This window comes from Arthrobacter sp. StoSoilA2, assembly GCF_019977195.1.
GTDB lineage: Bacteria > Actinomycetota > Actinomycetes > Actinomycetales > Micrococcaceae > Arthrobacter.
Genome location: NZ_AP024643.1, coordinates 705,627 through 719,901 on the forward strand (window position 1 = coordinate 705,627; position 14,275 = coordinate 719,901).

A 14,275-nucleotide genomic window follows, 5' to 3' on the forward strand; every position below is an offset into this window, starting at 1 on the left:
GGCCCGGGCACGGATTATTTCGCAACAATCCGTGCCGGGCCGGCTTTGTTTTTTAAGGGAAGTGAATTGTGTCCCGCGGCAACATTTCACGTCAGGTTGGTGTTTCAAAGTGGCACATCTCCCGCATTCTCCAATCCGCCAAAGTTCAAGTAAGTGAAACAGTGTGGCGAAGGTCACGCAGTTACGGGACTTTCTTCGAATTGCCCCGGATTCTGCAAAGTCAAACAACGTTGTTTGATGGCCCATCGCTAAAGGTGTTTCACCGGTTCATTTGCATGGCCCTATCAAACGAGGATGAGATGACCGACGCACCACCGGCGACAGCTCCACTGGTCGCCCTTAAGGACATACACAAGACATTCGGGGCGGTGTCCGCATTGCGCGGAGTCAGCATCGATGTCATGCCCGGCGAAACCTTCGCTCTTCTTGGAGACAACGCCGCCGGCAAATCCACGCTCATGAAAGTGCTGACGGGCGTCTACCAGCCCGACCGTGGCGTGATCGAGCTGGACGGAAAGAAAACCGAGTTTCCCACACCATCTGCATCCCGGGACCAAGGTGTCGAGATGGTCTACCAGGACTTCGCCCTGGCCGACAATCTCGATGTCCGGACCAACATCTTCCTGGGCCGCGAGCCCCAGAAGAACATCCTGGGTCCCCTGTTGAGGATCATCGACAGGAAGAAGATGGAGGCGGAAACCAAGCGCGTGCTGGAACGCCTGGACATCCCCATCAACCCGCGCCTCAAGGTCAAGCGACTCTCCGGCGGCCAGCGGCAGGCCGTGGCAATCGGCCGGGCATTGGCCTTCGATGCCCGCTTGATCATCATGGACGAGCCCACCGCAAACCTCTCGGTGGCCAAGGTGGACAAGCTTATTGAAGTAACCCAGCGGCTCAAGGACCTGGGCATCGCGGTCATCATCATTACGCACCGCCTGGACGAAGCGTTCGCTGTCGCGGACCGCTTCGCCGTCATGCGCCAGGGGCAGGTAGTGGGACGTTTCCGCGTGGGAGATGTCTCCGAAGCCCAAGTGGCCCACCTGATTTCGCACGGCACCTTGGACGACTACGTCGACACCGGCAGCGGCATCCCGGAGGCGCGCCGCAAAATCGGAAGCACATCAGCAATGGAAACCGTGGATGCACTGGCCGCGCGCGGTACTACCACCGGGAGCGACTCATGAGCATCACCATGGACAACATCAAAACCAAGCTGGGGCCAGCCGACCTCAAGGAAGGCATGACCGCCACCAAGGTCAAGCGATTCATTGGCGATTACGGAATCATCATCCTGTTCGTAGTGATCCTCGTCTTCCTCGCCGCGGCGGCACCGAACTTCCTGACCCTCAACAACATCGTGAACGTCGTCAGGCAGTCATCCATCATCGGACTGATCGCGCTGGGAATGACCTTCATCATGATCACGGCAGGTATCGACCTGTCCGTGGGCTCCGTCGTTGGCCTGGCCGGCATGACCTTCGCCCTGCTTGCCCCTGCCAGTGGAGGCGCCTTCTGGCTTCCGCTGATCGCCGGCCTGGGCGTCGGACTCCTGGTGGGCTTCCTCAGCGCAGCCATGGTGGTTTGGGGAGCCATCCTCCCCTTCCTTGCGACGTTGGCCACCATGGCCATAGCCCGTACGGCGGCACTGGTGATCACTGACGGGCAGGTTGTCTCCGGCCTGAGCGGACCGGCCGAGTGGCTGGGATCAGGTTTCCTCGGGCCCATTCCGGTTCCCGTGATCATCTTCCTGGTGGCTGCCATCATCTGCGAATTTGTGCTCAGCCGAACCAAGTTCGGCTCCCACGTCTACGCCGTAGGTGGCAACGAGGAATCGGCCAAGAAGGTTGGCATCTCAACCAGCCGCGTGCTGTTCACCGTTTACCTCATCGGCGGCGTCACTGCTGCCCTTGGCGGACTCGTCCTCACAGCCCGTCTGGACGGGGCCGCACCCGTGGCCGGTACCGGCTACGAACTCCAGGTGATTGCCGCCGTCGTCATTGGCGGAACGAGCCTCTTTGGCGGTGTCGGCACCATCCGCGGAACCGTCATCGGCGTACTCCTGCTGGGCGTGGTCATGAACGGCATGAACCTGCTGGGCGTTTCCTCCTACTTCCAGCAAGGCGTGCAGGGCGTGATCCTGGTACTCGCCGTCCTGCTGAACCGCTGGAAGTCCGACTGACCCAGCAACAAACAACGCATCACAACAATCTCCAAGCGCACAGACAAACCACTGAAAGGAACAACCATGAGTATGCGACGTAAGATCGCCGCGGCGGTCGCCATGATGGCAGCGGGGGCACTCACCCTCACCGGCTGCGCAGGAAGCAGCAACGCAACCAGCAGCGGCGGAGCGGCCAAGACCTACAACATCGGCGTTGTGGTCCTTGACCTGCAGGACCCGGACCTGGCCCACATGACGGACGCGATGAAGAAGACGGCGGATGAGAAGGGCGTCAAGCTCAACATCACCGACTCCAAAAAGGATGTCGGCAGCGAACTGAACCAGGTTGAGGACCTCCTCACCCGTCAAGTGGACGCAGTCATCATGCAGCCTCTGGATGGCGATGCCAGCCAGAACGCGGCCAAGAGGGTCATCGCAGCCAACATCCCGCTGTTCATCCTGTCCACCGAATTCGCGGAGGGATCGGACGTTGGGTACAAGAGCTACATCGGCGTCGACGACACCGTGGCCGGCCAGATGCAGGCCGAGTACCTCAACAAGCTGATGCCCAACGGCGGCAACCTCGTGTTCGCAGCAGGCGTATATGGCGCATCGTGGACCGACCGCCGCAAGTCCGGCTTCGACAAGACCATCAACAAGAACTTCAAGATCGTGGCTGAATTCCAGGCCAAGGGCAGCCGGGATGACGCCAAGCGCAACATGGAGGACACCCTCCAGCGCTTCCCGTCCGGCCAGATTGACGCCGTTGTGGCCAACAACGACGAGATGGCCATCGGCGCGGCTTCCGCAATTGCCGACGCAGGCCGCACGGCCGAGTTCAAGGCCGTAGTGGGCGTCGACGGCACCGAACCCGCGCTCCAGGACATCAAGGCCGGCACCATGTCCGCAACGGTCCGTCAGGACTCCGCGGGCCAGGGCGTCAAGGCCGTTGAGGTAGTGACCGACTTCCTAAACGGAGGAAACGTGGACAACCGCTACACACTGCCGTTCACGCTCATCACCAAGGACAACCTGTCTGAGTTCCTGAAGTAACCACTTCCGGACGACAGTACGGGCACAGCGGATCTCTCCGCTGTGCCCGTACTGTTTTGGCACACTCCGCCGGGTTCCAGCCTGCCTAGAATTCCAGCGGACCACTACGAATTGGAGAAGGCGAACATGCCCCATGGTGACGACGGAGACACGAAAGTAGAGCAGCTGCTTGTCGCGTTGCGCGAACAGGGCATCGAGGTGGATGACTCTCCGCGACGGCGCTCCGAGTACTCCTACGATGCGTCCAACTACCGTGTCCGGCCTGCCGCCGTCGTCTTTCCCGCAAGCGTCGACGACGTCAGGGCCATCTTGCGCGAATGTTCGGCATCCGGCGTTCCCATCACCCCGCGCGGCGGCGGAACGTCTATGGCGGGCAACGCGATCGGTGAATCGTTGGTGGTCGACCTTTCGCGAGGCTTGACCTCCGTAGGAGAGGTCGACGGCGGTACGGCGGCGGTCTGGGCGGACGCCGGCGTGGTCCTTGGCGAGCTGCGCTCCTACGCCGAGAAAGCGAGTGGCGGAGAGCTGACCTTCGCCCCGGACCCATCTTCGATGACGCGGGCCACGGTGGGCGGCTCCATCGGCAACGACGCCTGCGGCAACCACTCAGTGGCCTACGGACGAATGACACGGCATGTGCTGGAATTGGAGCTCGTCACGGCGGACGGCGCCCACCTGCATGCCGGACGGGACTTCCTGCGGGCCGTTGACGCAGTTGACCAGCACTCCGTCACCCGGGCGGAGGAAATTCTCGAAGGATTGAAGGCGTTGACCCAGGCCAACCTCGCCCCACTGCGGGTCGAACTGGGAAACATTCCCCGGCAGGTTTCCGGTTACCACTTGGGACACCTCCTGCCCGAGAACAACCTGGACATCGCCGGGGCCCTGGCAGGCAGCGAAGGCACGTGCGCCATTGTGGTGCGGGCAAAGGTGGGACTGGTCCCGAAGCCCCGCACCACGGCGCTCCTGTGTCTCGGATACGCGAATACCATCGACTCGGCCCGTGGTGTGATGACCATCCTCGCTGCCAAGCCGAGTGCCATCGAGGGGCTGGATGGATCGATCGTGGACATCATGCGCCACCGACGGGGTGCCGCCAGCGTCGACTCACTCCCGCAGGGCAAGGCCTTCCTGATGGTTGAGTTCCCCGGGGACACCATGGAACAGGCGGCCTCCGAGTGCGAACAGCTGCTGGAGAAACTCAAAGCAGACGGCCGGGTTGTGGACCACGCCCTTGTCACGGAGCCCCAGGAGCGCGCCAAACTCTGGCGGGTGCGGGAAGACGGTGCGGGACTCTCATCCCGGCGGATCGATGGTGTCCAGACCTGGCCCGGCTGGGAAGACTCGGCGGTCGCCCCGGAGCGTTTGGCCGACTACCTCGCGGAGTTGCTGCCCCTCGTGGAGAAATACGATTACACAGCCTTCATGTACGGGCATTTCGGTGCGGGCTGCGTGCACATGCGCCTGGACTATGACCTCCGAAGCGACACTGGCCGGGAGTCGTTTGAGAACTTCACCCGCGAAGCAGCGGCACTCGTGGTGGCCCACGGCGGCTCGCTTTCCGGGGAACACGGCGACGGCCGGGCACGCAGCGAACTGTTGGACGTGATGTATTCGCCCGCGATGGTGGACATCTTCAGGGCGTTTAAACACCTCTGGGATCCTGCCGGAATCTTGAACCCGGGAATCATCGTGGACCCCGAGCCCTTCGCTGCTTCGCTGGCTCTTGACGGCGTGCCCCAGCCGGGTCCTGCGCACGGTGAGCCGGCCGCGATGGCTGGTGCCGCCGTCGTACCTTCTTCAGCTGGCCGCAGCCTGCTGCCGGTGGTGAGCCCGTTCGTCGGCAATACGCATGCATGCATTGGTGTTGGGCGCTGCCGGGCAACCGCGGGCGGCTTCATGTGCCCCAGCTACCGAGCCACCAAAGACGAGAAAGACTCGACCCGCGGCCGTGCCCGCGTCCTGCAGGAACTGACGCGGACCAACGGCACCAGCCACGGAGGTTGGTCCAGTCCGGAAGTCAGGGAAGCCCTTGACCTGTGCCTGTCCTGCAAGGCTTGCTCGGCCGACTGTCCCACGGGCGTGGATATCGCTGAAGCCAAGTCGCAGCTGGTGGATGAGCACTACCGCGGCAAAATCCGGCCGTTCACGCACTATTCGATCGGTTGGCTGCCGCGGTGGCTGCCACTGTTGACGCGTATTGCGCCCATCGCCAACGCGGGGACCCGTTTCCGTCCGTTCCGTTGGGTGGGCGAAAAGTTGGGCGTCAGCGCACGACGACGGCTCCCGGCCTTCGCGGCGCCCGGCCTCATCCGGAGGCGGGTGGGCGAGGCAGGCTTCACCGACAAAGCCGACGTCCTGCTGTTCATCGACAGCTTCACCCGCGCCTTCCGGCCTGAAGTGGTCCCGGCAGCAGCTCGGGTGCTGCGGGACTCGGGCAGTTCCGTGGGTTGCACCCCGGACGCCTGTTGCGGGCTGACGTGGATCTCCACCGGCCAACGCGAGGGAGCACGACGGCGGCTGGCGAGGCTGATCAACAAACTCGATGACGGCACGGAGCGGGACATCGTGGTCCTGGAACCCAGCTGCGCGGCCACTATCCGTGACGAAGGTCCCAAGATGGTGGGCGGTGCTGCGGCCGGGCGCGTGGCTGCCCGGGTCCGATCGTTCTCCGTGGCTGTCGATGAGGCTATTAAACGTGGCTGGAAGCCGTCCGCCGTTCCGCCCAAAACCGCTGTCCTGCAAACACACTGCCATGAGCATGCAGTCTTCGGTTCAGGTGCTCAGAAACGCGTCTTGGAGGCGTGGGGAGTGCCCAACCTCGTCGAATCGTCGTCGTGCTGTGGAGTGGCCGGTAACTTTGGTTTCGAGGCCGAGCACTTCGATATGTCCATGAAGGTGGCGGAACACTCCATTGTCCCGGCGCTGGATTGTGGTGAGGGGCTGGTCCTCACGGATGGGTTCAGTTGTGCCATGCAGGTCTCGCAGATCGATCCGGAACGCTTCAGTAAGCACCTGGCAATTGCCTTGGATCCGCTGAGTGCGCGATGGACGGAGGATTAGGGTGGCATACGTCGGTATTTTCCTCATCCTGGTGGCGGCAGGGCTGCGCTTGGCGGGGAGGCATCTTGGCGCCTCACAGGAAGCGCATTCAACGGCCAGCTTCCGCGGGGTGCATGCGGTTCCTTTGGGAGCCGCCGCGTTCCTGGTGGCCGCAAGCGGCATTTTCATCTTCGCTGTGGGCATCAACCTGGAGTGATAAGCCCGTGTCCCAAACTGACACGGTTGGCACAGGCCCCCGGGACGGATGCTTGAAGGGACCCAATAGCCCCATTACTTTTTGAGAGTTGATCTCGATGATGAACAGGAAGCTCGCACAAGGACGGCACGTCGAATGGCTGCGGGCATCGGCACACTTCAACGAAACCGATCTTGGCGAACGGACTGACCTTCAGCTGAAGCGCTCGGGGAAACTCGTTCACCGACTCCTCCAGGACATGGCGGAAGGCCGCGACATCCGCGATGCCTCGCCGTGGCCGACACCGGGCGCCTAGCCCCCAAGCCGCGGTCCGTAGCGTTTGTTCCTGGCACTGGTCCAAGCGCTACGGCCCGCTTCCTTTCACGCCAGGAGGCAGAGTTGGCCAGTCTTGGATTGGCGGGCATGGCGGCTTCGTCCCAAACCGGGTACGGGACGTGGGAGGACTCCCCAGCCAGCTACGAGTTGCCCGTGGCATTTGGCGGTGCTGCAGGTCCGGACCTGGCGACAGCCTGCCTGCTGCTCGATATGCCGGCGCGAACTTTGATCAGGAGGCTTTGCCGGACCAAACACACCGTCAGGTCCTTCGCAGCGCCTGCGGCCTCTGCCGTGATCGAGGTTCCCTGGGGGAGGGACTGGCACCAAATGGCCTACGCGGGGCGGCGGATCAAAGCCGTGCCCCAAGGTTCCCTCACACTCTCGGCGGTTGGCGTGACTCTCACCAGCTGCGATGCGTACACGGATGATCTCGTGGTGGGCCGGGTCCGGGAGTGTTTTGCTGACTGCCTTATAGGGAGAGGCGACTCTGTGTGGCTAAGGTCTTCTCAACCTAACGACTGTTAGTTAGACTCATTCCGTTACGACCCTTCTTGAGGATGAAATGAGTCCATCTCCGCGTGAGCAGGCGAACGCTGCTGTACGGGAATTCCTGTCCAAACGCGACTGGTCGGCACAGACGCCCGCCAGGAAGCGGATCCTCGTGGCTTTCCTCCGGCTGGCCGCCACCAACGGTTACAACTCAGTGAGCATGCGGACGCTGGGCCGCGAACTTGGGCTGAAGGCGCCAAGTCTCTATTCGACTTTTCCGCAGGGCAGGGAGCAGATCGTGGGCGAATCGCTCCTCTGGTTCACCCACGGATTCGCCCGCGACCTTCTCAAAGCGGTGCAGGAAACCCCGTGCGCGGGTGACTACTGGGCAGCCCTTGTCCGTTTCCACGTCACCCAGCAATTGAGCCGGCCCGAGGCAGATCTCTGGAACCTACTGGTTGCCTCGGATAGGGTGGCGGGGTTCCTGGGTGATGACCTCCGTGAAGAGCTGGCCTTTTGGCAGATCCTGCACCAGGAGATGTACGCCGCTGCGGCCGAAGAAATGGGACTCGCGGTCACGCGGCAAGCCATCCAGGCTATTTTTACGCTGCTCGACGGCTCCGCGCGTTGGTCTGCATGGGATGGCAGCCAGGCTCAGCTTGAAAGCGTAGTGGACCACGGGGTGGCCCTGTCCCGTTCCTTGCTTGAAGTCGGCGCCGGGACCCGCGCCGGCGCGTAGCCGGCGTTGTCCCAACATGGCACACCACCCTTCTGTGCCCTGTCGATACTGTGATTCAGAACTCAATATTCGGTGATGAGGATTACATGAATAACACCACCCTTGACGCACCACAGGTGGCGCGTCAGACAAGTCAAAACCGGCTCAGCGGCAACATGGGAGTCGGAGAACTCGTCATGAACGTGCTGGCCTTTTCGTCACCCTTGGCCACGGTGGCCGGCACCCTTCCGGTCCTGCTGATGTTCAGCGGGCAGACAGCGCCTGCCATCTATCTGCTGGTTACGCTCATGCTGCTTATCTTCTCCGTGGGATTCGTCAAGATGAGCCGGAGTGTCCAAGGTGCTGGCGGTTTCTACTCCTTTGTCACGGCGGGCCTGGGCAAGCCGGCAGGTCTTGGTGGCGCCTTCCTCGCGCTGTTTGGGTACATCTTTATCGGCTTTTTCGCGCCATCATTCTTCGGGGTGACGCTTCAGGGGTTTGTGGTTAATACCCTCGGCGGGCCGGACATACCGTGGTACTGGTATGCGCTGGCCATTACGGCCGTAACCACCGTGCTGGCGTACAACCGCATCGACTTGTCGGCCAAGCTGCTCACTATCGTCATGCTGCTTGAAGTGGCAATCATCGTGGTGTTTGACGTCGTTTCGTTCTCGGCCAACGGACTAGGGGCAGTGCAGAGTGCAGGGTTCGCCCTGCCGTCCATCACCGACGCAACCCTTGGCCTGGCACTGCTTTTCGCCGTTGGCAACTTCTTCGGGTTCGAAGCCACCGTTATTTACCGGGACGAGGTCAAGAACCCGGACAAGACCATCTCTCGCGCCACGTATTTGGCCGTGGCAGGCATCGGCATCTTCTATGCAGTGGCAGCGTGGGCCTTCATCGCCTTCTTCGGTGCGGATAAGATCCAGGCCGAGGCTGAGAACAACACGGTGAATCTCTTCAATGATGCACTCGTCGGCCTCGCGGGCAGGATCTTTGCCGATATCGCCGTCATCCTGCTCATCACATCGGTGCTCGCGTGCATGCTGTCCATCCAGAACATCGCAGCCAGGTACAGCTTCGCCCTCGCTTCAGACCACGCGCTGCCCAGATTCCTGGGCAGGGTCCATCCGAAGCACAAGTCGCCGTACGTTTCGGCGTTGGCTGTGGGCCTCATTTGGGCTGCGGCCACCGTGCTCTTCACTGTTTTGGGTGTTGCACCGGAAGCCTTGTATCCCATAGCTAGTGGAAGCGGCACCTTCGCTGTGCTGCTCTTGATGTTCATCACCAGCTTCGCCGTTCTGGTGTACTTCATCCGCCGCCGTGGCTTGGCTCCGGAATCAATCTGGAAGACGGTCATCGCACCTATCATCAGCGTTCTGTTCCTTGGTGCCATCACCTTTCTGGCAATCGCCAACTACCCGGAACTCATCGGTGGATCGGCGGTCCTGACCGTCATCTTCATGACTTTCACCTTCGCGCTTTTCTTCGGCGGAATCGTCTACGCCTTCTTCCTGCGGACAAAGCGTCCCGACATCTACGCCCGCTTGGGGCGCCAGAGGATCGACTAAGCCGGAACGGGCGGGCCCGGCAGCGGCAAGAACTGATTGTGCAGCTTCGCCGAGCTTGCCCTAAACCGCCACCGTCTTCAGGTAACTCCGGATGCCATCAACCACCAGTTGGTGGTCCTCATCTGAGCTCAGCCCGGACACCGTGACAGCCCCGATTACTCCAGCCCCTCGCACCCGGATGGGGAACGAGCCGCCGGCGAGCGTGTAATCGTCATGGGCGAGCCAGCCACCTCCCAGAGGGCTGTGGGTGCGGGCTGAGAATTGTTCAGTCAGCAGGGCAGTGCTGTGCTCGAACCGCAGCACGGAGGCGGACTTCCGGCGGATCCACTCCTCCTGGTCGGCTGTGGCTCCGGGCAGGATGCAACGGAAGAGCACAAGGTTGTGCCGGCGGATGTCAATAGCCACTCCGAATTCCGAGGCGATCGCGTGGTTGGCGATCAGTGAGCCGAGCCGCCAGGCGTCGTGGTGGTCAAAGCTTGCGAACACCAGCTCTTCTTCCTGCTGGCGCAACTCCACAAGGCGGGCAGATTCAGTCATTTCTTTGCACCTTCTTCTGAAACAACGGTGTCGGCGTCGTAGCGGAGCCCGATCTGTCGGCGGATCTCGTCCATAGCCGCCATGATCGCCATGGTCTCACCCGGCGGCAGGATGCTTCCAGCAGACTCACCGGCACGAATAAGGCGTTCCATCTCAGCTGCCTGGAACTGCATTCCCCGGCTCTTCACGGGCTGGTCGTACCGCTCTGCAACAGTGCCATCAACCCCAAAGACAGTAAACGGAACCGGGTTGTACCAGGTGTGCTCGATGTCGATCCAGCCCTCTGTCCCGATGACCATGGCCCGGTTGGCGCTGGCGGCGTCGAGTTCACAGTCAACCAGGGCCTGCCGGCCACCAGAGTACTCAAAGATGGCTGCGGTCTGCCGGTCAACACCGGTCGCCGTCATGGAAGCGCTGGCGCGAATGGTTTCCGGAGCACCCAGGATGTCGAAGGCAAAGGAGATCGGGTAGATGCCCAGATCCAGCAGCGCCCCACCGCCAAGGGCGGGATCGTTCAACCGGTGCGCAGGGTCCTTGGGCAGGCTCTGGTTGTGGCTGGCCACTACCTTCCGGACCTCGCCGATGGCGCCTTCGTGGAGGAGTTCGCGGATGCGGACCATGTGCGGAAGGAAGCGGGTCCACATGGCTTCCAAGGCCACAAGGCCTTTGGATTCGGCCAGGTCCACGATCTCCTGGGCTTCGCGGGCATTCATCGTGAAGGCCTTCTCCACCAGTACATGCTTTCCGGCGTTCAGGGCCAAGAGCGCGTTGCCGTGATGGAACGGGTGCGGCGTAGCGATGTAGACCACGTCAACCATCGGGTCCGCCACCAAGTCCTCGTAGCTGCCGTGGGCGGTCATCACTCCATGCAGCTCAGCGAAGGCTTTGCTCGATTCCAATGAACGCGAGCCAACGGCCTGCACAGTAAAGCCGTTTTCGTTCAGATCGCGCGTCTGGAGACCGGCAATAAATCCTGTGCCGAGGATGCCCCAGCGGATCGTTCCATCGGAAGTGCCATTGCTGAGGGTCACGTGCTTAGTCCTTCGTCGAGTCAGAAAGCGGGTAGGCCACATACGCAAAACGCCGGGAGTCCGGCGACCAGCTGTTGACGTTGAGGGTACCTTGGCCGCCGAAAAGTGGCCATGAATGGAGGGCAGTGGTCCAGTCCTCGGTCGAAACGAGCACGACGGCGACCCTCAGGTCCGCGGGGTGTCCTACGGTTCCGCCGGGGAACCGGATGTAACTGGCGTACCGGCCATCGGGGGAGAGATGGGGAAACCAGTCCACTGATTCGGATTCGAGGAGCCGCTCGAAGCCAGTGCCGTCCACGCGAATCCGGGCGAGCTGCGCGTGGCCCTGCCTGGACGTAAAGGATTCTGTGTTCAGATAAAGCCATTTCCCGTCGGGCGAAAATTCAGGGCCGTCGCAGTGGGCTGAGCCGACATCAAAGCGGCCGACATCTACGCTGGCGGAAGCACCGCCGTCGGACGCTATGGTCATCAGCCTGCCTGGCTGTGTGAAGTCTCCAGCTTTGATGCCCACGTACGCCAACTGCGCACCGTCGGGGCTGACGCCATGGAGGAAATGGAAGAAGCCGTCGTCCTCGGTGATGCGCGTCGCCGGTCCGCCGGCCAGTAAAGCACGGTAGATGTGGCCGTCGTTCGCGGAGACAAAGATGCCCTGGCCGTCAGGTGCCAGGACGTGATCGTTGTTCAGGTCCGGGACGCCGGTGAGCAAGATCGGCTCCAAGGAGCCCGTGTTCAGATCAAGACGCCACAGCTTCCCATCCCCGTTGAAGATGAGTGAGCTTCCGTCCAGGGTCCAGTTGGGTGCTTCAAACAACACGTCGTCCGAGCTGTAGAGCAGCTCAGCCTGACCGTTGACCGACGCGATCCACACCTCGCAGCGCTGGCCGGATTGAAGGGTGCGGATCACGTCGGTCCTTTCTTATTCCTTGCTGCTGAAGGCGGCGTCGAAGGAGGTCTGGGAGGCGGGGAAGTCGTATTTCTTCAGGGCGGCGAGGGCTTCGGGGGCGCCGTGCAGGCGGTCCATTCCGGCGTCTTCCCATTCGACGGAAATGGGTCCGTCGTAGCCGATCGCGGCGAGGGCCCGGAAGGATGATTCCCAGGGCACGTCGCCGCGTCCGGCGGAGACGAAGTCCCAGCCCCGGCGGGGATCGCCCCACGGCAAATGGGAGCCCATCACGGTGTTCCGGCCAGTGGGCCGGAGCTTGGTGTCCTTGCAGTCCACATGGTAGATCCGGTCCTTGAAGTCCCAGATGAAGGAGACAGGGTCAATGCCTTGCCACATGAAGTGTGAGGGATCCCAGTTCAGGCCGAACGCGGGCCGGTGTCCGATCGCTTCGAGGGTCCGGACGGTGGTCCAGTAGTCGTAGGCGATCTCGGAGGGGTGCACTTCGTGGGCGAAGCGGACACCGCATTCATCGAAGACGTCCAGGATGGGGTTCCAGCGGTCGGCGAAGTCCTGGTAGCCGGCGTCGATGACCTTTTCGGGGACGGGCGGGAACATGGCCACGTACTGCCAGATGGAGGAACCGGTGAACCCGACGACGGTGTCCACTCCCAGCGCGCGAGCCAGGCGGGCGGTGTGTTTCATTTCTTCGGCGGCGCGTTGGCGGACGCCTTCGGGTTCGCCGTCACCCCACACGCGCGAGCCCACGATTGCTTCGTGGCGGAAGTCGATGGGGTCATCGCAGACGGCCTGGCCTTTGAGGTGGTTGGAGATGGCCCACACTTTGAGGTTGTACTTTTCCAGGATGGCGAGTTTGGATTCGACGTAGCCGGGTTCGTCCCAGCGCCAGGCGTCCAGGTGGTCTCCGGAGACCGCGATTTCCAGGCCGTCGTAGCCCCAGCCTGAGGCAAGGCGGGCGACTTCCTCGAAGGGGAGGTCGGCCCACTGGCCGGTGAACAGGGTGTACGGGCGGGGCATGTCAGGCTCCTTCAGTAGTGGTGCTGTTTGGCTTCGGGGAAAGTTGGATCAGTGAGCTTTTGGCTGCGGCGGATTCTTCGATCGCCGCGAGGACGTGCTGGACGTTCAGGCCTTCTTCGAACGACGGCGAGGGCTGGCTTCCGTCCCGAATGGCCAACAGGAAGTCCCGGATCTGGTGCGTGAAAGTGTGTTCCCAACCGATGATGTGACCCTGCGGCCACCATGCGCCCATGTAGGGGTGTTCGGGTTCGTTGACCAGGATCCGGCGGAAGCCCTGCTCCCGGACAGGGACCGTGGCATCAAGGAAGCCGAGCTCGTTCAGGTTCTCGAGGTCGAACAGGATGGTGCCTTTGTCGCCGTAGATTTCGAGCCTGAGGGAGTTCTTCTGGCCGGTCGCTACCCGGCTGACTTCCACCGAGGCGATTGCCCCGGAGGCGAGGGTCAGCGTGGCCCAGGCGGCGTCGTCGACCGTGACATCTTCCGGGCCATTTGGCCCGGGGCGGCGGTCCACGAAGGTGTGCAGGCGGCCCGTGACCTCGGTGACGGCGTCACCCAGGAGGAACAGGACTTGGTCGATGGCGTGCGAGGCGATGTCGCCCAGCGCCCCGGAGCCGGCGGTTTCCTTGCGGAGCCGCCAGGTCATGGGGGATTCGGCGTCGGAGAGCCAGTCCTGGAGGTAGGCGGCGCGGACGTGGCGGACCGTGCCGAGCCGGCCTTCGGCGATCAGTTCTTTCGCGAGCGCCAAAGCGGGGACCCGGCGGTAGTTGAAACCGATCATCGACTGCACGCCCTTCTCACGGGCGGCTGCGGCGGCAGTGGTCATGGCTTCTGCCTCGGCGATCGTGTTCGCCAGCGGCTTTTCCACGAGGACGTGCTTGCCGGCTTGGAGGGCAGCGATGGCGATTTCGGCGTGCATCCAGCCCGGGGCGCAGATATCGACGATGTGGATGTCGTCCCGGGCAATGACCGACCGCCAGTCGGTGGCGGACTCGGTCCAGCCGTACTTTGCTGCGGCTTCAGCGACGGCATCGGCGTCCCGGCCGACGAGGACTTTTTGTTCGATGGCCGGGACGTCGAAGAAGCTGGCCACGTTCCGCCACGCGTTCGAGTGGGCCTTTCCCATGAAGGCGTAGCCGATGGCGGCCACCCCCAATGTGCGGGTAGGTTGCGGGTTGCCCTGGCTCTGGTCAGTGTGGGCGGGGGTGCTCATGGTGTGGTTCCTC

General features: G+C 62.5%; 13 protein-coding genes. 8 read left to right on the top strand and 5 right to left on the bottom strand.

The genetic code is table 11. The annotated features are described in order from the left end of the window. The first annotated feature begins 299 nt into the window (after positions 1 to 299). From LDN82_RS03405 to LDN82_RS03445, 8 genes are all read left to right on the top strand, one after another. Positions 300 to 1,184 (top strand): ATP-binding cassette domain-containing protein, encoded by an 885-nt coding sequence (locus LDN82_RS03405; protein ID WP_224166377.1) that lies wholly within the window; start codon positions 300 to 302, stop codon positions 1,182 to 1,184. After that, positions 1,181 to 2,179, top strand: coding sequence for an ABC transporter permease (locus LDN82_RS03410; protein ID WP_224166378.1), 999 nt, complete (start codon positions 1,181 to 1,183; stop codon positions 2,177 to 2,179). Before LDN82_RS03405 ends, LDN82_RS03410 begins: the two co-directional genes overlap by 4 nt. 66 nt (positions 2,180 to 2,245) lie before the next feature. Beyond that, positions 2,246 to 3,214 (top strand): sugar ABC transporter substrate-binding protein, encoded by a 969-nt coding sequence (locus LDN82_RS03415; protein WP_224166379.1) that lies wholly within the window; start codon positions 2,246 to 2,248, stop codon positions 3,212 to 3,214. 126 nt (positions 3,215 to 3,340) lie between these two features. Beyond that, the gene (locus tag LDN82_RS03420) at positions 3,341 to 6,277 is read left to right on the top strand and encodes an FAD-binding and (Fe-S)-binding domain-containing protein (RefSeq protein ID WP_224166380.1); all 2,937 of its coding nucleotides are present in this window, start codon (positions 3,341 to 3,343) and stop codon (positions 6,275 to 6,277) included. 1 nt (position 6,278) lies between these two features. Then, positions 6,279 to 6,473: a hypothetical protein gene (locus LDN82_RS03425; protein ID WP_224166381.1), complete on the top strand. Its 195-nt coding sequence runs from the start codon at positions 6,279 to 6,281 to the stop codon at positions 6,471 to 6,473. A gap of 97 nt (positions 6,474 to 6,570) precedes the next feature. Then, complete coding sequence (locus tag LDN82_RS03430; protein WP_224166382.1) at positions 6,571 to 6,768, top strand: hypothetical protein; 198 nt, start codon at positions 6,571 to 6,573, stop codon at positions 6,766 to 6,768. A 582-nt stretch (positions 6,769 to 7,350) separates the two neighbouring features. Beyond that, positions 7,351 to 8,016: a TetR/AcrR family transcriptional regulator gene (locus tag LDN82_RS03440; protein ID WP_224166384.1), complete on the top strand. Its 666-nt coding sequence runs from the start codon at positions 7,351 to 7,353 to the stop codon at positions 8,014 to 8,016. An 86-nt stretch (positions 8,017 to 8,102) separates the two neighbouring features. After that, positions 8,103 to 9,566, top strand: coding sequence for an APC family permease (locus LDN82_RS03445; RefSeq protein WP_224094235.1), 1,464 nt, complete (start codon positions 8,103 to 8,105; stop codon positions 9,564 to 9,566). Between the two features lie 60 nt (positions 9,567 to 9,626). On the opposite strand, the gene LDN82_RS03450 is transcribed toward LDN82_RS03445, so the two are convergent. From LDN82_RS03450 to LDN82_RS03470, 5 genes are read right to left on the bottom strand one after another with little or no spacing between them, the layout of a single operon-like run. Continuing rightward, positions 9,627 to 10,103, bottom strand: coding sequence for a heme-degrading domain-containing protein (locus LDN82_RS03450; protein ID WP_224166385.1), 477 nt, complete (start codon positions 10,101 to 10,103; stop codon positions 9,627 to 9,629). Next, positions 10,100 to 11,134 (bottom strand): Gfo/Idh/MocA family oxidoreductase, encoded by a 1,035-nt coding sequence (locus LDN82_RS03455; protein ID WP_224166386.1) that lies wholly within the window; start codon positions 11,132 to 11,134, stop codon positions 10,100 to 10,102. The genes LDN82_RS03450 and LDN82_RS03455 overlap by 4 nt, the downstream gene beginning before the upstream one ends. Positions 11,135 to 11,138: 4 nt before the next feature. Beyond that, positions 11,139 to 12,038 (bottom strand): biopolymer transporter Tol, encoded by a 900-nt coding sequence (locus tag LDN82_RS03460; protein ID WP_224166387.1) that lies wholly within the window; start codon positions 12,036 to 12,038, stop codon positions 11,139 to 11,141. A gap of 12 nt (positions 12,039 to 12,050) precedes the next feature. Further along, the gene (locus LDN82_RS03465; protein ID WP_224166388.1) at positions 12,051 to 13,052 is read right to left on the bottom strand and encodes a sugar phosphate isomerase/epimerase family protein; all 1,002 of its coding nucleotides are present in this window, start codon (positions 13,050 to 13,052) and stop codon (positions 12,051 to 12,053) included. 1 nt (position 13,053) lies between these two features. Then, positions 13,054 to 14,262, bottom strand: coding sequence for a Gfo/Idh/MocA family oxidoreductase (locus LDN82_RS03470; protein WP_224166389.1), 1,209 nt, complete (start codon positions 14,260 to 14,262; stop codon positions 13,054 to 13,056). Positions 14,263 to 14,275 lie beyond the last annotated feature (13 nt).